This is a genomic window from Paenibacillus sp. AN1007 (assembly GCF_040702995.1).
Lineage (GTDB): Bacteria > Bacillota > Bacilli > Paenibacillales > Paenibacillaceae > Paenibacillus.
This window is the reverse complement of sequence record NZ_CP159992.1, coordinates 3391592-3412635: the sequence shown is the minus strand read 5'-3', so window position 1 is coordinate 3412635 and position 21044 is coordinate 3391592. Positions and strand designations below refer to the sequence as shown.

Below are 21044 nucleotides of genomic sequence, written 5' to 3'. Positions count from 1 at the left end.
TCTAGGGAGGATTTGAACCAACATGGCAAACCGAATTTTAGTCGTAGACGACGCTGCATTTATGAGAATGATGATCCGGGACATTTTGTCCAAAAATGGGTATGAAGTCGTAGGAGAAGCACCAGATGGGGCACAGGCAGTTGAGAAGTTCAAGGAACTTCGTCCAGATCTGATTACAATGGATATTACAATGCCTGAGATGGACGGTATTGCTGCATTGAAAGAAATCAAAAAAATCGATGCAAACGCAAAAGTAATTATGTGTTCTGCAATGGGACAGCAGGCGATGGTAATTGACGCCATTCAAGCGGGTGCCAAAGATTTCATCGTTAAACCTTTCCAATCTGATCGGGTTATCGAAGCAATCAGCAAAACACTGGGAGCTTAAGAAACATGTTGATGGCTCAGGGTGATACTCCAGAACCAGCTGGCGCGGGAATCAATTATTATTTACAGCTTGTATGGGTGATTGTTGTCCTGGCCGTCATCCTGGTTCTTATCGTCTATCTGATTCGATTTTTGAACAAACGGAATCAGCAGTGGTTTCGAAGCGGAACCGTTCGCATTTTGGGCGGGGTCGGATTAGGACAAAACAAGTCTTTGCAAATTCTGGAGATTGGCGGAAACGTTTATTTGATTGGTGTGGGCGAGAATATACAGCTGCTGGATAAGGTCTCGGATTTGGAAGAAGCGCAGAAAATTATAGATTCTTTTGAACGAGACGCTGCTGCGCAGCAGGGCAGCCTTTCACCTATCATTGCCAAGCTCACTCAGCGGCTTCGCAAAGATGAACCGCCTCGGGAAATGGAAATTGAGGACACCGCTTCTTTTCATGAGATGTTCGAATCCAAACTTCGGCAGATGCCAAACCGTAAAGAGAAGATGGAGAAGCTCCTGGATCAAGACAATACTACAGATCGGTCGAGGGATTCATGAAGAAAAAGATTTGGTTAGCGTGTTGTTTCATAGGACTTATCAGCCTGGCATCCGTTACGGTGGCTTTTGCCGAGCCGATTCCTAACATTGATATTCAAATAGGAAACGGTGACGGCAGCACGCCAAGTACAAGTTCATTGTCCATCATTTTATTAATTACAGTGCTCAGTATAGCGCCAGCATTGCTGGTACTGATGACCAGTTTTACTCGCATCGTTATCGTGCTTGGTTTTGTCCGGACCTCACTCGGAACGCAGCAAATGCCTCCGAATCAGGTATTGGTTGGTCTTGCACTTTTTCTGACACTTTTTATTATGTCGCCAACGCTGTCTTCTATTAATCAGGTTGCACTGCAGCCTTATCTTAAGGGAGATTTAACACAAACGCAGGCGCTTGAAAAGGCAGCAGATCCGATCAAGAAATTTATGTTTACGCACACGCGTGAGAAGGATATTATGCTGTTCATGAAATACAATCAGTCGGAACAGCCCAAATCGTATCAGGATATTCCGATTACAGTGATGGTACCGGCGTATGCAATCAGTGAGCTTAAAACAGCTTTCCAGATGGGATTCATGATTTTTATTCCTTTCCTGGTGATCGACATTGTTGTGGCGAGTACGCTCATGGCCATGGGTATGATGATGCTTCCCCCGGTTATGATCTCATTACCTTTTAAAATACTGCTCTTTGTGCTGGTAGACGGGTGGTATCTGGTAGTCAAGTCACTGTTGCTGAGTTTTAACACTTGAACCGGAGAGTTAAAGGAGGACGGTCATGACTTCGGAGTTTATTATCGGTCTGGCCGGAAAAGCGGTATACACGTCATTGCTGGCCAGTGCACCTATGCTTATTCTAGCTCTGGTTGTAGGACTTTTAATTAGTATTTTCCAAGCAACGACTCAAATTCAGGAGCAGACTCTGGCCTTTGTGCCTAAAATTATTGCTGTACTCTTGGCGGTACTTTTATTTGGGCCCTGGATTTTGAATATACTCATCGATTTTACGTATAACATACTCGACAATCTATATAGATACATAGGGTAGGCTTTAGCCGATGGAGACATTGCTGCAAAGTTTCCCTGTCGCTCTGCTTATGTTTTGTCGAATAGCCTCATTTTTTGTAACTGCACCAGTCTTTTCAGCTCGAAATGTACCTGCTTCGTTTAAGGTAGGGATCTCTGCCTTTGTTACGCTTACGGTATATATGTCGTTTGGCATTCATCAGACCGTTCCAACCGACTTGAGCTACATCTTATTGATTATCAGAGAAATTCTGATAGGCCTGCTTCTGGGTTTTGTTGCCTATCTTTTGATGACGGCAGTCCAGACAGCGGGGGCGTTTATTGATATCCAGATTGGTTTCGGTATAGCGAATGTGTATGACCCGATGACAGGTGCTTCTGCGCCGCTAACAGGTAACTTTAAATATGCTTTTGCTGTGCTTTTATTTCTGACTATGAACGGACATCACTACCTGCTGGACGGGATTGTATACAGTTATCGATGGATTCCGCTCTCCAACGTGTTCTTTTTGAAGATGGCAGATGGAAGTGTTGCAGAGTTTCTTGTACGAACATTAGGAGAATCGTTCATGCTGGCTTTCCAGATGGCAGCTCCGATCGTGGTCGCGCTGTTTCTGACAGATGTAGGATTGGGCTTTTTAGCAAAAACGGCTCCACAGTTTAACGTATTTGCTGTAGGTATGCCGCTCAAGGTGCTCGTTGGAATTGCTATTTTGCTTCTGCTGGTGCCCAGTTTTGCCTTTGTGTTTGGCCAATTGTTCGAGGTGATGTTCCGGTCGATGGAAAAACTGCTTGGAACGATCGGACAACGGCCGGGATGAGTGAAATGGAGGACAGGATTCAGATGAAACTTCAACTCGACCTCCAGTTATTTTCAGGGGAGAAGACGGAGAAAGCGACCCCGAAAAAGCGACAGGATACACGGAAAAAGGGCCAGGTCGTCAAAAGTATGGAGTTATCGGGTGCTTCGATTCTCCTGTTCACATTTCTCATCATGATGATCTTCAGTACGTTCTATAAAGAACGTATGGTCAGGTTGTTTACGGATATTTTCATTAATCGGCTCAGCCTGGAGATTACCGAAGAAAATGTGATGGCACTGATGATACGTTACGGGATTGAAGTGATGCTTTTACTCGCTCCTGTTTTGCTTGGCGCAGCTTTGATTGCATTAATTGTAAATTACATGCAGGTGGGGTTCCTTCTTATTGGTGAGGGTTTAAAACCGAAGCTTGAGAAATTAAATCCAATTAAAGGTTTTAAAAACATCTTCTCCCTTCGTTCGTTAGTTGAATTTGCAAAGTCCATTTTGAAAATGTCCATTATCGGATATTTGGTATACAGCACCATTACCAGTTATCAAGCTGATATTGCTTCATTATCCCATTTTTCAATGGATGCTATTTTACAGTTTGCTGCTTCGATTACTTTGAATCTTGGTGTCAAAATTGCAGTTGCACTGCTGGTGCTTGCCGTATTCGACTACATGTACCAGAAGTACGATTATGAAAAGAATATACGGATGTCCAAACAGGATATCAAGGATGAGTACAAGAAAATGGAAGGCGATCCGCTGATCAAGGGCAAAATTCGAGAGCGTCAGCGTCGAATGGCTATGCAGCGTATGATGCAGGAAGTACCTAATGCAGATGTGATAATCACGAACCCGACTCACTTTGCCGTAGCGCTGAAGTATGAGGGGTCTGAGATGGAGGCTCCGCAGATTATTGCTAAAGGGCAGGATTATGTCGCTCTGCGCATTAAAGAAATTGCCAAAGAACACGGTGTGATTACGATGGAAAACAAACCACTGGCACGGGCTTTGTTCCAGAGAGCTGAGATTGGTGACGCTATACCAGCCGATTTGTTCCAAGCTGTAGCCGAAGTGCTGGCTTATGTATATAAACTAAAGGGCAGAACGAAATAAAAGGGATCGGAGGCCGTACATTCATTGAAAACAAAAGATTTAGCTATACTTGCGGGGATTATCGGCATCGTGTTGATGATGATTCTCCCGATCCCGATTTGGCTGCTCGATATGCTGCTTGTTATCAACATCTCTATTGCCTTGATGATCCTGCTTGTTGCCATGAACAGCAAAGAAGCTTTGCAGTTTTCCATATTTCCGGCTTTGCTGCTCATTACGACCTTGTTCCGACTCGCACTGAATATCTCGACTACCAAATTGATATTGGGTAAGGGAGATGCGGGAGCGGTAGTTGCAACCTTCGGAAGCTGGATTGCCGGAGGTGAAATTGCTATAGGTTTCATCGTGTTTTTGATCCTCGTTGTGGTTCAGTTCATCGTTATCACTAAAGGATCTGAGCGTGTAGCTGAAGTAGCAGCAAGATTTACCCTCGATGCCATGCCTGGTAAACAAATGAGTATTGATGCAGACCTGAATGCAGGTTTGATCAATGAACAGCAGGCGCGTGAGCGCCGCTCCAAAATTGAACGCGAAGCCGACTTTTATGGTGCGATGGATGGTGCCAGCAAATTCGTAAAAGGGGATGCCATAGCAAGTATTATCATTCTCCTGATCAACCTGATCGGTGGTTTTATCATCGGTATGACGGTGCATGGTCTCGATTTTGCAACATCACTCTCTACATACTCGGTATTGACCATCGGGGATGGATTGGTTAGCCAGATACCTGCTCTTCTGATTTCAACAGCAGCAGGACTGATTGTGACCAGAGCTTCATCGGAAGGAAACTTGGCAGAAGATATCACCGGCCAGTTGTTTACATATCCGATACTCATCTATATCGTAGCTTTTGTTATTGCGATGCTGGGATTTTTTACACCGATTCATGTGATTACAACGCTCCCGCTGGCAGGTGCGCTTGCCTTTGCCGCCTGGCGAATGCAGAATAATCTGAATTTAAAACAGGAAGCGGAAGAGCAATTGGAAGAAGAGCAGCAGATTGAAGAGGTGAGAAGTCCTGAAAGTGTGATTAACCTGCTTCAGGTAGATCCGATCGAGTTCGAGTTTGGTTATGGCTTGATTCCACTGGCTGATAATCAGCAGGGCGGAGACCTGCTCGACCGGATCATCATGATTCGAAGACAATGTGCCCTTGAGCTGGGTTTGGTTGTACCTGTCATTCGAATTCGGGACAATATTCAGTTAAGACCTAATGAGTATGTAATCAAAATCAAGGGTAATGCAGTGGGTGGCGGAGAACTGCTTCTGAATCATTATCTTGCCATGAGTCCTGGGTACGATGAAGAGTCCGTTACAGGAATTGAAACAACAGAGCCGGCTTTTGGACTGCCTGCGCTGTGGATTGACGAAGTGACGAAAGATCGGGCTGAGCTCGCTGGATATACAGTCGTTGATCCGCCTTCTGTTGTTGCCACGCATCTGACAGAACTGATCAAGAAACATGCACACGAGCTGCTGGGTAGACAAGAAACAAAAGCGCTTGTGGACAACCTCAGAGAAAATTATGCTGCATTGGTGGATGAACTGATTCCTTCCGTACTCTCGATTGGTGATGTGCAAAAGGTTCTTGCCAAGCTGCTGCGTGAGAAAGTCTCCATACGAGATATGGTAACGATCTTTGAGACGCTTGCAGATTACGGTACCTACACGAAGGACCCTGATGTGTTGACGGAGTATGTCAGACAATCCTTATCACGTCAGATTACGCAGCAGTTCTCCCAAAAAGGCGAAACGCTTCGCGTAATTACAGTTGGACCAGGGCTTGAGAAGAAAATTGCAGAAAGTGTGCAGCAATCGGAGCAGGGCAGTTACCTGGCCTTAGACCCGATCTCAACTCAGAGTGTGTATCAGAAGCTGAGTGAACAAGTTAATCGGTTAATACAATCGGGACAACAGCCGATCGTGCTGACTTCTCCAACCATTCGAATGTATCTGCGTCAGGTGATTGAACGAACGATGCAGGACATTCCGGTGCTTTCCTATAGCGAGTTGGAGCCGAATGTTGAAATTCAAAGTATCGGGGTGGTGAACTTATGAGAGTAAAACAATACGTTGTTGAGACCATGCCCGAAGCTATGCTTCAGATTCGGAAAGACCTGGGAAGTGACGCCGTCATTCTGTCCACCAAAGAAATCAAGGTGGGCGGAGTGCTGGGGATGTTCCGCAAGAAACGGATCGAAGTGGTTGCGGCTGTAGATAAGGAACAGACCAATCAGGCGAAGGAATCTGCTGCAAAGCAGGTGCAAAAACCGTTTACGCCCGTGCCTCGTGCGTATGTTCCCGAAGCTTATGCTCAAACCGCTCGTTCATTTGCAACAGCTTCCAATGAAGAAGGTGCTGCAGCTGCGGTTGATCCAAAAGGACAGGAGAATGCAGCGGCTGTTCCATCTGTATCCCAATCAAGTGATCGAGATGAGAAGATGGAATACAGCTCGGATTCCGTTGTCAGTGAGCATAAACCGCGACCGCAAGGGGCGGATTTTTCGGGTTCAACCTCTAGTATGGGTGATCGCGCTCCCCATCAGCAGCAGGATATGCTGTTGAATGAAATTCAGGATTTGAAGCAGATGATGACCAAGCTTTCCAAGCAGGGTACGGCTGCGGAGATGCTTCCTGAACCATTGGTCAAGTTTCAGGAGCGAATGGCAGAACAGGAGATATGGCCGGAAGTATGGGAGTCCTGGCTCGCGCCGATTCAACGGAGTTTATCCGAAGGAGAGCTGCACGAACCTGATGCGGCAGAGGCTCTTCGGTCAGAGGTTACAACTTTTCTGAACGATCGTATCCAGGAAGGGATTTTACCAGACACCCGGATCGTGTACGTGGCTGGACCAACGGGAGTGGGCAAAACAACGACGATTGCCAAGCTGGCCGCTGAACAGATGTTCAAAAAGCAGCGTAAAGTTGGTTTCATTACTTCAGATACGTATCGAATCTCTGCGGTTGAACAGCTCAGAACGTATGCCTCCATCTTGAATGTGCCGCTGGAAGTTGTGCAGTCGCCTGGAGATACGCAGCGTGCCATTTCCCGGTTAGAACACTGTGATCTGATCTTTATGGATACAGCAGGCAGAAACTACAGAAACGAACTGCTTGTCTCTGAGCTGCAGAGTCTGCTTGCTCCAGTGGAGAACAGTGAAACCTTTCTGGTGATGAGTATGACGGGGAAAAGTGCGGATATGGTACAGATTACAGAACATTTCAGCAAATACGGGCTGGACAAAGTGATTTTTACCAAAATGGACGAGACAGGGACCTGTGGTCCATTATTTAATCTGCTTCATCGTTTCCCGCTAAAACTGGCTTACGTGGCCAACGGCCAGAACGTTCCTGATGATCTGTTGAAGCCTGATGCAGATTGGTTATGCAAAGTATTGTTGGGAGAAGGAGCAGAATGATGGACCAGGCAGCTTCGCTCCGAAGTTTGGCTGGTGCACCTTTGGGGAGCGATGAAAGCAGGGCGAGTAACCGTTCCTCCCAAATTATCACCGTGGCCAGTGGTAAAGGCGGGGTAGGCAAGTCCAATTTTACATTGAATTTTGCACTGACGCTGCATTCCATGGGTAAAAAAGTACTGGTGTTTGATGCAGATATCGGTATGGCCAATATCGATGTTTTAATGGGAACTTCGTCTTCCTATAATCTGTATCATCTATTATACCGACATAAAACTATAAGGGAAATCATACAACTCGGTGCTGATGGCCTGCCGTATATTGCAGGGGGGTCGGGAATGAAAGAACTATTCTCATTGTCTGATCGAGATTTGGAGTTTTTCGCCAGTCAAGTAGAAGACATTGCGCAGGAGATGGATTATGTCATTTTCGATACCGGGGCTGGCCTTTCCAGAGAAAATATGAGATTCATCAGTGCTGCTGATGAGTGCCTGATCGTAACTACACCTGAACCGACTTCAATAACTGATGCGTATGCCTTAGTCAAAGTGATGCACAGCCAGGAGCACGCTACCCCTTTTCGAATGATCGTAAACCGGGTCGAAGACGAAAGGGAGGCGGAACGTGTAGCGGATAAGATAGCTGGAGTCGCAAGGAAGTTTTTGCAAACGGATATCCCGCTTTTGGGGTATATCTCTGAGGATGCCCAGGTCGTTACAGCAGTCAAGAAGCAGATGCCCTACCGTCTGGCCTATCCGAATTGCAAAGCTTCCAAGGATATTCAAAAACTTGCTCTTCGATATCTGGCTGTACCTGCAGCTCCGGAATCCGGAACCTTGTCAGGAATCAGGGGATTTATGAAAAAGTGGCTTAAACGAACAACATGATTTCTGAATAAAGGAAACAGAGGTGACACAATATGGCGGTCTATCAAGTTTTAGTTGTCGATGATTCCGCTTTTATGCGCAAAATTGTGACGGATTTCATTGAAGCGGACCCAGAGTTTAAGGTTACGGCTACCGCATCGAATGGCAAAGAAGCCATTCAAAAAACGTTAGAGCTGAAGCCTGATATTATCACGATGGATGTCGAAATGCCTGAAATGAATGGACTGGATGCGCTAAAAACAATCATGGAAGATTCCTTCATTCCTGTAATTATGCTATCTGGTATTAATGAACAAGGCATGAAAGAGACGATTATGGCGCTGGAAGCCGGCGCGTTCGATTTTATCCGTAAACCTTCTGTCGTGCATGATCAGGATATTGCTCAGGTTGGCAAGGCGCTGGTTGAACGCATGCGTGCGGCCATGCACGAAGTGAAGCGAAAAGCCGAACGCAAAGAATCGATCAAAAAAATGGAGGCCTCCCGCAATGCTGTGATTCCTCCCATGCAGCCGGTGAAGAAAGAGCTTCCGGCAAGAGATATGAATGAATCCATTCATAAAGCGGCTCCGCCTGCGCTCCCGAACAGTGAGCCTGCAGTTAAAGAGCATACTGAGGCTGTTCAGATTAAGAAGAAGCCAAGTGCACCGCCATCTCTTCCGAAAACAGATCGAACGTTTAACAAAAAGGAAAGCACAGTTAAGCCGGATCAGCCGGCTCGCACCGCAAGTACGGATAAAACCGTCAAGCCGTCTGCGAGTCCACTGCAGGCCAGCAGAGAAGCCAGAACATCGGACCCAACCAAGCCCGCGGCAAAACAGACAGCAGCCACTTCAGTGCCTGTACCATCGCCTGCACCTGTGAAAGAGCCTGCGAAGCTTAACACGGCTTACAAAGGTTCAGGGAGCTTGGAAGGATCGTTTAACAAACTTGTTGCTGTCGGTTCTTCGACTGGCGGACCAAGAGCTCTCAAGACCCTGCTTGAACAGCTGCCTGCAGATCTGCCGGCACCGGTAATTATTGTGCAGCATATGCCGCCCAATTTTACTCGTTCACTGGCGCAGCGATTGAATACGTTCAGTCCCCTGCATGTGGTGGAGGCAGAAGACGGTATGGCACTTCGAAAAGGAACAGCTTATATTGCGCCTGGTGGTTTCCATTTGAGAGTCCACAAGGCAGCAGATGGAAGATTCATCTTGAAACTGAGTGAGGATCAACAGGTTAATGGTCACAGACCTTCAGTGGATACGATGTTTGAGTCCCTTCTGCCGTTTACATCTTTACAGCGACATCTTGTTCTTCTGACAGGCATGGGAAGCGACGGAGCACGTATGATGAAAAAATTGTACGATACCGGAGTCACATCAACGTTTGCCGAAAATGAAGAAACTTGTGTTGTCTACGGTATGCCGCGTTCAGCTGTAGAGCTGCAATGCGTGCGTCATCTTCTGCCTCTGCAGGAGATTGCGCCAAGACTTGTTCAAGCAGTGAAATAACGGAGTGTAACTTACGGAGGAGGTGCCTCACAATGGACATGAACCAATATTTATCCATGTTTATTGATGAGTCTAATGATCATCTGCAATCCCTTAACGAAAACATGCTACAACTTGAAGCTAATCCGGAAGATCTGGGCATCGTGCAGGTTATCTTCCGTTCTGCGCATACTCTCAAAGGTATGGCGGCGACTATGGGATTCGAGGATTTGGCTTCACTGACACACAAAATGGAAAATGTACTGGACATGGTGCGTAACGAGAAGCTGAAAATGCAGGATTACATTTTTGATACCATGTTCAAGAGTTTGGATGCTTTGGAGAATATGGTTCAGGATATTACCGGGGGCGGAGAAGGTAAAGCGGATGTCACCTCCATCGTTGCTTCGCTCCAGGCTATTGAAAGCGGTGAATGGACCGGAGGCAGCGCTCCTGCGGTTAAGGCGGAGAAACAAACGAGTTCGACAACTTCTAATGCTGTGGAATTGGACGAGTTTCAATATTCGGTGCTTGATCAGTCCATAGCAGAAGGACACCGTGTATTCTATGTTGACGTTCTTGTAAGTGAGCATAGTCAATTAAAAGGCGTTCGGGCATATATGGTGTTTGACATGCTTGAGCGTTCAGGTGAGGTCGTTAAAGCGTATCCTTCGGTTCAGGATATCGAGCAGGAAAAGTTTGAGCGCAGTTTCTCGTTGTATTACATAACAACCAAAGAGGCGCAAGAACTGGAAAAGGGCATTCTGAGCATCTCCGAAATTGAGAGTGCAAAATTGATTCAGCTGGATCAGGAGACATTGCAGCAGATGACGAATCAGACAGCCGCGGCGGCTGCAGTAGAGGATGCACCAGCGCCAGCCCCTGAGGTTGTCCAGGATGCACCTGCTCTGGAAGCTGCGCCTCAAGATGAAGTTAAAGCAGTTCCGGTAAAGGCTGCAGCACCAAAACAGGCGGCGGCTCCTTCACGGACCATCCGTGTCGATATCGAACGACTGGATGTGCTGATGAACTTGTTCAGCGAATTGCTGATCGACCGTTCGCGTCTGGAACAATTGGCAAGCGAGACAGGCAGCAATGATCTGTCCGATACGGTTGCCCACCTCAGCCGAGTGAGTACGGATTTGCAGAACATTGTACTGAAGCTGCGGATGGTTCCGGTAGATACGGTATTTAATCGTTTCCCACGCATGATTCGGGACCTTGCCAAAACATTGGATAAAAAGATTGATCTCGTCATTACAGGCGCTGAAACCGAACTGGATCGAACCGTTATTGACGAAATTGGTGATCCGCTTGTGCATCTGCTGCGCAACGCAGTTGACCATGGCGTAGAATCCATCTCGGAGCGTACAGCTGCTGGTAAACCGGAAATGGGTACAGTCAATCTGCGAGCTTTCCACAGCGGCAACCATGTATTTATTGAGATCGAAGACGATGGAAAAGGGATTTATCGTGATAAGCTCCTGCAAACGGCGATTAAACGCGGCGTTGTGACCGAGGAGCAGGGTGCAAAAATGAGTGACGATGAAGTGAATCAGCTGCTGTTCGCTCCTGGTTTCAGTACGGCTGACAAAATTTCGGATATTTCCGGCCGTGGTGTAGGTTTGGACGTTGTAAAATCGAAAATCACTTCGCTTGGCGGTAATGTGACCATCACTTCTACGCCGGGCAAAGGCACAAACTTCTCTGTACAGCTTCCTTTGACCCTGTCCATCATTGCAGCGATGCTTGTGCGGCTCGGTTCCGAGAAATATGCCGTTCCGCTCTCTTCCATCGTAGAAACAGCAATCGTGCAGCGTGAGCAGGTTCGTAATATCCATGGAAATAAAATGATCACGTTCCGTGAGTCCTTGATTCCATATCTGTCATTAAGCGAAGTTTTCGGCGTACCCGATTTCAACGATGCAGATGAGAAAGAAACCGAGATCGTTGTAATTCGAAAAGGGGACCGTCTCGCAGCCGTTGCGGTTGAAGAATTCATTGGTCAAAGCGAGATTGTACTCAAATCGATGGGAACGTATCTTCCAGCTATAGAAGGAATCTCTGGCGCGACGATACTCGGAGATGGACAGGTAGCTCTGATTCTTGATCCTAACGCTTTTATCAAATAAGCATATTGTTTGAGTCTTACATTGAATAGGGAGGTTTTTTACATGGAAGAAGAGTTGAAAGTCATCGTCTTTAAATTGGGGTCCGAAGAGTACGGTATTGAGGTAGACAAGGTTCAAACGATTGAGCGTATGATGCCGATTACCCGCGTTCCCAAAACACTTTCCTTTGTAAAAGGTGTGATCAACCTGCGTGGTGTTGTTATTCCGGTCATTGATCTCCGCGGACGCTTCTCCCTTCCGGAAACGGAGTACACTGATCAAACGCGGATCGTGATTGTCGGTGTGGATGATATGCAGGTTGGTTTTATCGTTGATTCAGCCAATGACGTCATCGACATCAAAAGCAGCTCCATTGATACCCCACCGGAGGTGGTTGGGGGCGTTAAAGCAAGATATCTGCGTGGTGTTGCAAAATTGGAAGATGGCCGTTTGTTGATTATGCTCAATCTTAACGAAGTATTAAACAAAAGCGAGATTGTGCAGCTGGAAAGTGTTGAGGGCTAACACTGTGGAGATGTTTAACCGATTTGAGGGTTTCCAGATGGATGTACTCAAAGAGGTCGGTAATATTGGAGCAGGCAACGCCGCTACGGCGTTGTCTCAACTCCTTAACAGACCGATTGATATGGGTGTACCCACCGTTCAGATGCTCCCATTCGAGGAGATTGCTGAGAAAGTGGGCGGTGATGAACGAATCGTAGTCACTGTATTTCTTCGTGTAGAAGGTGAAGCCCCTGGTAATCTCTTTTTTATGATGACCCCGGAAGCAGCCAAGTTGTTGTTAAACCGCCTTGCCGGTTTTGAATTAAAAGAAGGTTTGATCTTTACCGATATGGAATATTCCGCACTGTCTGAGATTGGCAACATCCTAGCTGGATCTTACCTGTCTTCTCTGGCGGATTTCACAAAGCTGTCGATGTATCCAACAGTTCCGGGACTTGCCATTGACATGGCCGGAGCAATCCTGAGTTACGGGCTGCTGCAGTTCGGAGAGATGGGCGATGCTGCGTTATTAATTGATACTTCTTTCTTTGAGGGTGAAGATCAGGTAGAGGGGCAGTTTTTCTTGATTCCCGATCCATCTTCTTTTGCCAAGATTTTCGAATCGCTAGGGGTGCCGCTGGACCATGATTGAGGACAAAAGCATCGTTAAAGTCGGTATGGCGGATCTGAATATCGCTCAACTTCCTGGCGTAATCCGTACAACTGGCTTAGGGTCATGTGTGGGACTAACGATGTATGACCCACAGTTAAAACTGGCTGGAATGGCCCACGTCATGCTCCCAAGTTCTGAGATTGCCCGGGAGGGCAAACTGAACACGGCTAAATATGCGGATACAGCACTGCCGGAACTGCTCGAAAAAATGCTGAAGATGGGTGCATCTCAAGCTAGAATTGTATCTAAAATGGCTGGAGGCTCGCAGATGTTTGCTTTCTCGGGTGCAGGAGATACGATGCGAATTGGACCTCGGAATGCCGATTCCTGCCGAGAAATGCTGCAGCAGCTCAGAATTCCTCTGCTTGCCGAAGATACAGGAGGAAATTACGGACGGACTATCGAAATGAATTGTGAAACAGGACTGTTAACTATTCGCAGCGTACAAATGGGTGTAAAGGAATTATAATATAATGATAGGAAACTACCGCATTAATCTTGGAGCAGGCATAGTCGGATTCGTTCTGACTTTTTTTGTAGCATTCAGCAGCAATGTGTTGATGACCAGTTTAATACGCGGATTAATAGGATTCGCAGCCTGGTATGTCCTTGCATATGGTCTGCGTTGGGGATTGGGGATATTGTTAAGCCCTCGTGGAGAGAATGGATTCGGTTATGATTCAGAGGGTGCTCAAGATCTAAGAGGTTCACAGGTGGACATCAAACTCGAAGACGATGGACTAGAGCTGAGTGATTTGCTCAAGAATGGAGAGAGCAGCTCCGCCGGGGCTGATCTTCCGCCATCTGAGACGAAAGCTCCAACGGGATTTGCCCCTTTGGATCCGCCTAAACTCGTCCGGACCAAAGACCCGGAGGAATTGGCGCAGGCCGTTCGTCACCTGACAGACAAATAAGGAGGGTGAAAGCAATTGAACGAGCGTAAAGCTTCACATTTGAACCATTCTGATCTGTGGGAAAAGTGGAAAGAACACGGAGATCTTGAAGCAAAAAAGATGTTGATCGAAAAATATCTTCATATTGTTAACTACGTGTCTGGCCGTCTGGCCGTGGGATTACCCAAAAACGTTCCCAAAGATGATCTGGAGAGTAACGGCGTAATGGGTCTCATTGATGCATTGGAGAAATTTGACTATGAACGAGGGCTGCAGTTCGAGACGTACGCGTCATGGCGGGTACGAGGAGCCATATTGGATGGATTGCGTCAAGGGGACTGGGTGCCCCGATCGGTTCGCGAGAAAGCGAAGCGGATTGAGGATGCATACCAGCAATTGGAACAGACCTATTTGCGTTCTGTCAGTGATGAAGAAATGAGTCAGTACCTGGACGTGTCAACGAAGGATTTTCAACATATGCTTCAGGAGGTGGCCGTGATGTCGCTCTGCTCGCTGGAAGATCCGATCCGGGAAGAAGAGTCGGAAACGCGTCTGTCTCTGATGGTAGATGAAAAAGCCAAAAATCCGGATTATAAAGTTAATGAGTTTTATTTGAAAGAAGCACTGGTGCAGGGGCTTGAAAAGCTGACCGTCAAAGAACGAACGGTGGTTTCACTTTTGTATTACGAAGACCTTTCTCTCAGTGAAATCGCAGAGGTCATGTCCCTTTCGCCGTCTCGTATTTCCCAATTACATTCCAAAGCCATTTTGCGGCTTCGCGGCACACTGGATAAACAAAAAGATTTACTGATGCGTAAAGACTAGAGAGCAGAAGTTAACCAAATGTACAGGGAGTGGACAGGCAAATAAGGAGGAAGATCCGCGTTGACACAACGGACTAGTATGGAAAAATGTTTAAACGTTGTTTTATCCGACGATAAATGCACGGCTTACCTTGAATATTACAGCGAAGAAGAAGGTTATTCCTTTACTACGGAAGAGCTTGAACAATTTGTTGAGAGCAAGGGCATTAAACATGGTCTGCTGCGAGAAGCGTTATTGGTTTTTGTGAATAATCCGTCAGCCTATCTGAAAGAGAAATGCAAGATAGCTGAAGGGCTTGCTCCTGTACAGGGAATCGATGGATATATTCATGTTTTGATTGGCGGGGAAGATGACAGCGAGCAGCGGCCGCTGGAAGCGGAAGATGGAAGAGTCGATTACAAAGAGCTGATACGTTTAGACAATGTACGAAGCGGACAGATTATTGCGGAACGCATTGATCCTGTTGATGGTCTGCCAGGTAAGGCGGTGACCGGCGAGGAGATTCCTTTTCGTCCAGGAAAGGAAGCCCGATTTAAAGTCGGCAAAAATGTCGTTGTCAGCCCTGACGGATCTGCGATGTATGCTGCACTGGATGGTCTGGTTAGCAGAACAGAAGGTAACAAATTAAACGTATTTCCAGTATATGAAGTCAATGGCGACGTCGATTACAAGCATGGAAATATTGACTTTGTAGGCAACGTGGTCATTCGCGGCAATGTACTAACCGGCTTTAAAGTAAAAGCGGCAGGTGATATTCGTGTGGCCGGAGGTGTCGAAGGAGCAGAACTGGAAGCAGGCGGCTCTATCGAGATTACCGGCGGGATCATTGGTTACAATAAAGGATTGATTCTTGCTGGTCATCATGTGAAATGCACATTTATCCAAGAAGGAAACGTTGATGCAGGTGAAGATGTGCTCGTAACGCAAAGTATTATGCACTCCAACGTTCGTGCTGGCCGTGCTGTCATTTGTGCAGGAACCAAAGGACTTATTGTCGGAGGTTCAACGCAGGCCGGAGAGCTTGTATCTGCACGTGTTGTGGGCAACACGATGTCTACAGTAACTTCAATTGAAGTGGGCGTGCTGCCAAGGCTTCGAAACGAAATGAACGATTTGCGCAAGGATCTCAGAGAGCAGATGGATTCTTTGGACAAAACGAAGAAAGCGCTGACCCTGCTTGACCAGCTGGCTGCAGCTGGACAGCTGACGCCAGATAAGATGGCGATGAGAATCAAACTAAACTCCACTCAAAAATCAGCTCTTCGTCAGAGTGAAGAAATGAAAACACGTATCTTAGAAATTGAAAAGGTACTTGAAGATACAAGTAGAGCTCGTGTTGATATTTTGAAGATGATTTATGGAGGCTCTAAAATAGTTATCGGCAGATACACGAAATTTATTAAAGATCCGGTCAGTCGAATGTCATTTTGTTATCAAGACGGAGATATCACGATGGTGCCGTACGTATAAAACCAGCAGCAGACTTTTGAGGAAATCCATTCGAAACCGTGAGGTGAGCGTATGAGTTTCAAAGCAGTAGAGCTGCAGATTGCAGTGCCGCGGACCAGCGAAGCGGGACGTTATCAAAGTGAGGCGCAGCAAAGGCCGATTTCTGACCAGAATTTGCTCGCAGAACAGACAACAAAAGAAGCAAAAGAGGCAGGGCAGCGCAGTGAGGCTATGGCTGAGACATCGCATACTTCGGTGCGTGACGGTCATGCAGAAGGGGATCACTACCACAGTGGGACGGATACAGGGGATGCGGCGGAAGAACAGGAGAACCTCAAACCTGCAGAGCATCCCTACAAAGGGAAACATATTGATCTGTCAATGTGAAAGAGTTCAGACTGGCTGGAAAATTGCGCCCCCCGGTGGTCGTAATAAAAGGAGAGAAGCAATTTGTCACCATGGATCATTATTGTCATATTGGGAGCTTGTGCAATCGCTTATGCATTCATTATGCCCCGAAAAGACAAGCCGCAGCAGCCGTCGCATCAACTGGTGCAGGAGATGGAGTCAACACTCGAACATTATATGACAGAGATTGAACAAGATAATGACGCTCTGATTCAACGTGTAGCTGAACTAAAAGGGGAATCCGCAGCGGCAGACCAGCGTATGCAGTCACAGCTCCAGCAGCTGCAGGAGCGACTCGATCAATTAGAGCAGCAAAAAGGAAGAACGGCTGATTTTGAAGTCGGTTCACCACCAGGACCTGTTAGAACGACCGGACAGGCATCTGAAGGGCTTCAGGCACAAAGACTTCTGGACAGCGTAAGAGCAGAAGCGAGTCAGCAGCATGAATCAGCAGCGTTACAAGTCACAGAAGATGCAGAAGAGTCAAAGCGTGACTCGATCAAAGATCGTTACACAGAACTTTTCAGACTTCATGATGAAGGAAAGTCTATGGACGCTATTTCTAAACAAACAGGCATACAGCTTGGTGAAGTGCAGTTAATACTGCAGCTTGCAGAGCGGGAGGAGAGCTGACCATGGACAAGCGATCATTGTGGATTGGTATTGGCAGCGGCATGATTGTTGGGGCAGTTCTGCTTCAACTGGCCACAGTCGGGCAAAAGGCCCTGTCTGACAGCAATTTGGAACCGGTACAGACTGCCAAGTGGACGAAGGAAGAACTGGAGACAGCGGCAAAGAGTCTGGATCTGAAAGTGGTCGGGGCTAAAGATGAGCTCTATACCGAATCGGAGTGGATCCAGAAGAAAAAGCAGGAAAGCAGCAAATTGCAGGGGAAAACCGCGGTAAGTCCCGACCAAGCAGCCAATGCGACCCAGCCAGATGCACCAAAGCAGCCGCAGCAGCCTGAGTCCGGTAATGTTAAAGGACAATCACAAGTGAATCAGCCAAAGACAGCAGAACCCGAGACTCCAAACAAGCCTAAAGGGGCGGCTGTAACGTTTAGGATACGTTCAGGGAACAGTCTGTCTATGGTTGCTGAAAACCTAAAGCAGGCCGGAATTGTTGAAGATGCACAAGCGTTCATCAAAGCTGGCAGAACAGAAGGCATTAACAGGAAGCTCCAAGTGGGTACCTTTTCTCTTGAAAAGGGTGAGAGTTTCAAGTCGATCATGGCCAAGATTACAAAAGAACCGTCTAGCTGAGCACGCATGCTCGGACTGCACGGTTCTTTTTGATATCATACGTCCATGAAAATTTAGATTCAGTTAGTGTTGCAACAGGTTGTCACTTATGCTATATTAGTTAACGGTGTTAAAACACACGCTGTGCTAATTTTGTTGAGGGTGCTTTCCTGATGGAGAGTCTTGGCGGAAAATGATGCTGGCGGAGGACACAATAAAAAACCATATTAGGAGGTGTGTGAAGATGGCAGTAATCTCCATGAAGCAGCTTCTCGAAGCTGGGGTACACTTCGGTCACCAGACTCGTCGTTGGAACCCAAAAATGGATCGTTATATCTTCACTGAAAGAAACGGAATTTACATCATCGATTTGCAAAAAACGGTGAAAAAAGTCGAAGAGGCTTACAACTTCGTTAAAGGAATCGCAGGCGAGAATGGTACTATTCTTTTCGTAGGTACTAAAAAGCAAGCTCAAGATTCCGTTAAAGAAGAAGCTGAACGCGCTGGTCAATTCTACATTAACCAACGCTGGCTCGGCGGTACCCTGACTAACTTCTCTACTATTCAAAAACGTATTGATCGTTTGAAACAGTTGGAAGCTTGGGAAGAAGACGGTACTTTCGCTGTTCTGCCTAAAAAAGAAGTTATCTTGCTTCGCAAAGAAAAAGATCGTCTCGAGAAATTCTTGGGCGGTATTAAAAATATGAAAGGCCTGCCTAGCGCCCTGTTCATCATCGATCCACGCAAAGAGCGTATCGCTGTTGCTGAAGCTCGCAAATTGGGTATCCCAATCGTTGGTATCGTTGATACGAACTGCGATCCGGACGAGATCGATTATGTTATCCCAGGTAATGACGACGCGATCCGCGCTGTTAAATTGCTGACAGGTAAAATGGCTGACGCTGTTATCGAAGCTAATCAAGGCGAAGAAACTTCCGCCTAATAGTTTTCGAACATATCATTCATGAATTAAATGAAAAGGGTGGTTGGTAGGTGGATAACCTCTCACTGCCCTTTTTTTAGAGTGTACGTACAATACTTAATCTGGAGGGAATTTATAATGGCAGTTAATGCGAGTGCAGTAAAAGAACTTCGCGAAAAAACGGGCGCAGGTATGCTCGATTGCAAAAAAGCACTGGAAGAAGCGAACGGTGATATCACGAAAGCAGCTGAGCTGCTGCGTGAGAAAGGTCTTTCCGCAGCTGCAAGCAAAGCAGGACGCGCAGCTACTGAAGGCGTTGTAGAATCCTACATCCACGCTGGCGGACGTATCGGAGTATTGGTTGAAGTTAACTGCGAAACAGACTTCGTTGGTAAAACAGACCAATTCAAAGATTTTGTTAAAGATGTAGCTATGCAAATCGCAGCTGCTAACCCTAAATTCGTTACTCGCGAAGAAGTCCCTACAGAAGAGCTGGAGAAAGAGAAAGAAATTTTGAAAGCTCAAGCACTCAACGAAGGCAAACCAGAAAAAATCGTTGAAAAAATGGTTGAAGGCCGTATCGGTAAATACTACGAAGAATACTGCCTGATGGAGCAAACTTTCGTTAAAGATCCAGACAAAACCATTTCCCAATTGCTGAACGAAAAAATCAGCCAAATCGGTGAAAACATCTCCATCCGTCGTTTCGTTCGTTACGAACTTGGTGAAGGTCTGGAGAAAAAAGTGGATAACTTCGTAGAAGAAGTTATGTCCCAAGTGAACAAATAAGACGGTTATCAAACCGGCAAGTCAAACCTTGATTTTTCGAAGATATAAGAATGATGAAACTTCGAAGCGCAAACTCCCTTATATCTCAGGAAAACAATGACTCATCGGTTAATCGTTTTTCCTAAAGAGCGGAACACTTCTGTGTTCCTTTCTTTTTAAGCAGGAGTCCATGCGCGAGAAGTTTTGTTGGTTGGACACTGGGAGGTGTTCAATTCAAAGTGGAGGGTGAACAATTGGAACAGCCAGTATTTAAACGTGTTGTCTTAAAGGTGAGCGGAGAGTCTCTTTCCGGTCAAAACGGCTATGGCATTGATGCAGCAACGATCTCATCCATTGCTCAGCAGGTAAAAGATGTAGTCGCACTTGGTGTGCAGGTTGCAATCGTATGTGGCGGCGGAAACATCTGGCGCGGTATTGCTGGGAGTGAGAACGGCATTGATCGTGCAACTGCAGATTATATGGGGATGCTCGCGACGGTGATGAACTCTCTGGCGCTGCAGGACGCACTTGAGCAGATCGACGTGCCAACTCGTGTGCAGACATCAATTGCTATGCAGCAAATTGCAGAACCGTATATTCGTCGTAAGGCTATTCGTCATCTAGAAAAGGGCCGTGTCGTTATTTTTGCAGCAGGTACAGGTAATCCGTTCTTCTCCACGGATACAACAGCAGCACTGCGCGCAGCGGAGATTGAGGCAGAAGTGATCTTGATGGCCAAAAATAAAGTGGATGGTGTTTATTCGGCAGATCCATTCAAAGACAGCACAGCTGAGAAGTTTGAGCAGTTGACTTACCTGGATGTACTTAACAAAAACCTTGGTGTAATGGATTCGACGGCATCCTCGCTCTGCATGGATAACAACATTCCGTTGATCGTATTTAACATTACAGAACAGGGTAACATCAAGCGCGTTGTTCTGGGCGAACGCATCGGAACAATCGTTAAAGGGAGTGTAGATTAATGCCACAAGCAGTGAAACAACATGCTGAAGAGCGTATGGAAAAAGCGATTCAGGCACTACGCCGTGACCTGGCTACTCTGCGTGCGGGTCGTGCAACGCCGGCTCTGCTGGACCGTGTACAAGTGGAATACTATGGGGCTATGACGCCTTTGAATCAGCTGGCGAACATCAGTACACCGGATTCCCGCACGCTGATGATCCAGCCTTGGGATAAATCCGCAATGAGTGATATCGAACGAGCGATTATGAAATCTGATCTGGGGCTTACCCCGGCTAATGATGGAAGTATGATTCGCTTGGCGATTCCGCCGCTGACGGAAGAGCGCAGAGCTGAGCTTGTCAAACTCACTAAAAAGTTTGGCGAAGAAGGCAAAGTTGCCATTCGTAACATTCGCCGCGATGCGAATGATGATATTAAAAAAATGGAAAAGTCTGAAATTTCCGAGGACGAATCCCGGAGACACCAAGACGATATCCAGAAATCGACCGATAAATATATCGCTGAAGTCGATAAGGTACTTGCTGCCAAAGAAAAAGAAATCATGGAAGTGTAAGACAAGCGCAGCCCCTCCATTACGGTGGGGTTTTGTCTCTTTTTCCAAGC

Annotated in this window: 24 protein-coding genes; all 24 read left to right on the top strand. The window is 46.6% G+C overall.

From position 1 onward, the window contains the following. The first annotated feature begins 22 nt into the window (after positions 1 to 22). On the top strand, positions 23 to 388 hold the full coding sequence (locus ABXS70_RS15085) for a response regulator (RefSeq protein WP_090923862.1): 366 nt from the start codon (positions 23 to 25) through the stop codon (positions 386 to 388). A gap of 11 nt (positions 389 to 399) precedes the next feature. After that, complete coding sequence (locus ABXS70_RS15080; RefSeq protein ID WP_342556299.1) at positions 400 to 936, top strand: flagellar biosynthetic protein FliO; 537 nt, start codon at positions 400 to 402, stop codon at positions 934 to 936. Next, positions 933 to 1688, top strand: a complete 756-nt coding sequence (gene fliP, locus ABXS70_RS15075; protein ID WP_342555472.1) for a flagellar type III secretion system pore protein FliP — start codon at positions 933 to 935, stop codon at positions 1686 to 1688. The genes ABXS70_RS15080 and fliP overlap by 4 nt, the downstream gene beginning before the upstream one ends. Before the next feature lie 25 nt (positions 1689 to 1713). Next, entirely contained in the window at positions 1714 to 1983 is a 270-nt protein-coding gene (gene fliQ / locus ABXS70_RS15070; RefSeq protein ID WP_342555473.1) for a flagellar biosynthesis protein FliQ, read from the top strand. A gap of 10 nt (positions 1984 to 1993) precedes the next feature. Continuing rightward, positions 1994 to 2782 carry a flagellar biosynthetic protein FliR gene (gene fliR / locus ABXS70_RS15065; RefSeq protein ID WP_342555474.1) on the top strand — a complete coding sequence of 263 codons (789 nt, stop codon included), beginning with the start codon at positions 1994 to 1996 and terminating at the stop codon, positions 2780 to 2782. After that, positions 2779 to 3888 carry a flagellar biosynthesis protein FlhB gene (gene flhB / locus ABXS70_RS15060; RefSeq protein ID WP_342555475.1) on the top strand — a complete coding sequence of 370 codons (1110 nt, stop codon included), beginning with the start codon at positions 2779 to 2781 and terminating at the stop codon, positions 3886 to 3888. The genes fliR and flhB overlap by 4 nt, the downstream gene beginning before the upstream one ends. A 24-nt stretch (positions 3889 to 3912) precedes the next feature. After that, a complete protein-coding gene (flhA, locus tag ABXS70_RS15055) occupies positions 3913 to 5946 on the top strand; it encodes a flagellar biosynthesis protein FlhA (RefSeq protein WP_342555476.1) in 2034 nt (677 codons plus the stop codon). Then, positions 5943 to 7307 (top strand): flagellar biosynthesis protein FlhF, encoded by a 1365-nt coding sequence (gene flhF / locus ABXS70_RS15050; protein ID WP_366288867.1) that lies wholly within the window; start codon positions 5943 to 5945, stop codon positions 7305 to 7307. Before flhA ends, flhF begins: the two co-directional genes overlap by 4 nt. Further along, a complete protein-coding gene (locus ABXS70_RS15045) occupies positions 7304 to 8191 on the top strand; it encodes a MinD/ParA family protein (protein ID WP_342555478.1) in 888 nt (295 codons plus the stop codon). The genes flhF and ABXS70_RS15045 overlap by 4 nt, the downstream gene beginning before the upstream one ends. A 32-nt stretch (positions 8192 to 8223) precedes the next feature. Beyond that, positions 8224 to 9684, top strand: a complete 1461-nt coding sequence (gene cheB, locus ABXS70_RS15040; RefSeq protein ID WP_366288864.1) for a chemotaxis-specific protein-glutamate methyltransferase CheB — start codon at positions 8224 to 8226, stop codon at positions 9682 to 9684. A gap of 32 nt (positions 9685 to 9716) precedes the next feature. Next, positions 9717 to 11795 (top strand): chemotaxis protein CheA, encoded by a 2079-nt coding sequence (locus ABXS70_RS15035; protein ID WP_342555480.1) that lies wholly within the window; start codon positions 9717 to 9719, stop codon positions 11793 to 11795. Between the two features lie 42 nt (positions 11796 to 11837). Next, complete coding sequence (locus tag ABXS70_RS15030; RefSeq protein ID WP_342555481.1) at positions 11838 to 12299, top strand: chemotaxis protein CheW; 462 nt, start codon at positions 11838 to 11840, stop codon at positions 12297 to 12299. Between the two features lie 10 nt (positions 12300 to 12309). Next, the gene (locus ABXS70_RS15025) at positions 12310 to 12930 is read left to right on the top strand and encodes a chemotaxis protein CheC (RefSeq protein ID WP_366296660.1); all 621 of its coding nucleotides are present in this window, start codon (positions 12310 to 12312) and stop codon (positions 12928 to 12930) included. After that, on the top strand, positions 12923 to 13420 hold the full coding sequence (locus ABXS70_RS15020) for a chemotaxis protein CheD (protein WP_342555482.1): 498 nt from the start codon (positions 12923 to 12925) through the stop codon (positions 13418 to 13420). The genes ABXS70_RS15025 and ABXS70_RS15020 overlap by 8 nt, the downstream gene beginning before the upstream one ends. Before the next feature lie 4 nt (positions 13421 to 13424). Further along, positions 13425 to 13865: a hypothetical protein gene (locus ABXS70_RS15015; protein ID WP_342555483.1), complete on the top strand. Its 441-nt coding sequence runs from the start codon at positions 13425 to 13427 to the stop codon at positions 13863 to 13865. 15 nt (positions 13866 to 13880) lie between these two features. After that, the gene (locus ABXS70_RS15010; RefSeq protein WP_342555484.1) at positions 13881 to 14669 is read left to right on the top strand and encodes a FliA/WhiG family RNA polymerase sigma factor; all 789 of its coding nucleotides are present in this window, start codon (positions 13881 to 13883) and stop codon (positions 14667 to 14669) included. Positions 14670 to 14729: 60 nt separating this feature from the next. Further along, entirely contained in the window at positions 14730 to 16139 is a 1410-nt protein-coding gene (locus ABXS70_RS15005; RefSeq protein ID WP_342555485.1) for a FapA family protein, read from the top strand. Between the two features lie 51 nt (positions 16140 to 16190). Beyond that, positions 16191 to 16505, top strand: a complete 315-nt coding sequence (locus ABXS70_RS15000; RefSeq protein ID WP_342555486.1) for a hypothetical protein — start codon at positions 16191 to 16193, stop codon at positions 16503 to 16505. Positions 16506 to 16568: 63 nt separating this feature from the next. Continuing rightward, positions 16569 to 17159 (top strand): hypothetical protein, encoded by a 591-nt coding sequence (locus tag ABXS70_RS14995; RefSeq protein WP_342555487.1) that lies wholly within the window; start codon positions 16569 to 16571, stop codon positions 17157 to 17159. Positions 17160 to 17161: 2 nt separating this feature from the next. After that, positions 17162 to 17788, top strand: coding sequence for a hypothetical protein (locus ABXS70_RS14990; RefSeq protein ID WP_342555488.1), 627 nt, complete (start codon positions 17162 to 17164; stop codon positions 17786 to 17788). A gap of 223 nt (positions 17789 to 18011) precedes the next feature. Continuing rightward, positions 18012 to 18710 carry a 30S ribosomal protein S2 gene (gene rpsB / locus ABXS70_RS14985; protein WP_024630243.1) on the top strand — a complete coding sequence of 233 codons (699 nt, stop codon included), beginning with the start codon at positions 18012 to 18014 and terminating at the stop codon, positions 18708 to 18710. A gap of 117 nt (positions 18711 to 18827) precedes the next feature. After that, entirely contained in the window at positions 18828 to 19478 is a 651-nt protein-coding gene (gene tsf, locus ABXS70_RS14980; protein ID WP_342555489.1) for a translation elongation factor Ts, read from the top strand. 233 nt (positions 19479 to 19711) lie between these two features. After that, the gene (gene pyrH, locus ABXS70_RS14975; RefSeq protein ID WP_342555490.1) at positions 19712 to 20440 is read left to right on the top strand and encodes a UMP kinase; all 729 of its coding nucleotides are present in this window, start codon (positions 19712 to 19714) and stop codon (positions 20438 to 20440) included. Continuing rightward, positions 20440 to 20994, top strand: coding sequence for a ribosome recycling factor (gene frr, locus ABXS70_RS14970; protein ID WP_342555491.1), 555 nt, complete (start codon positions 20440 to 20442; stop codon positions 20992 to 20994). Before pyrH ends, frr begins: the two co-directional genes overlap by 1 nt. Positions 20995 to 21044 lie beyond the last annotated feature (50 nt).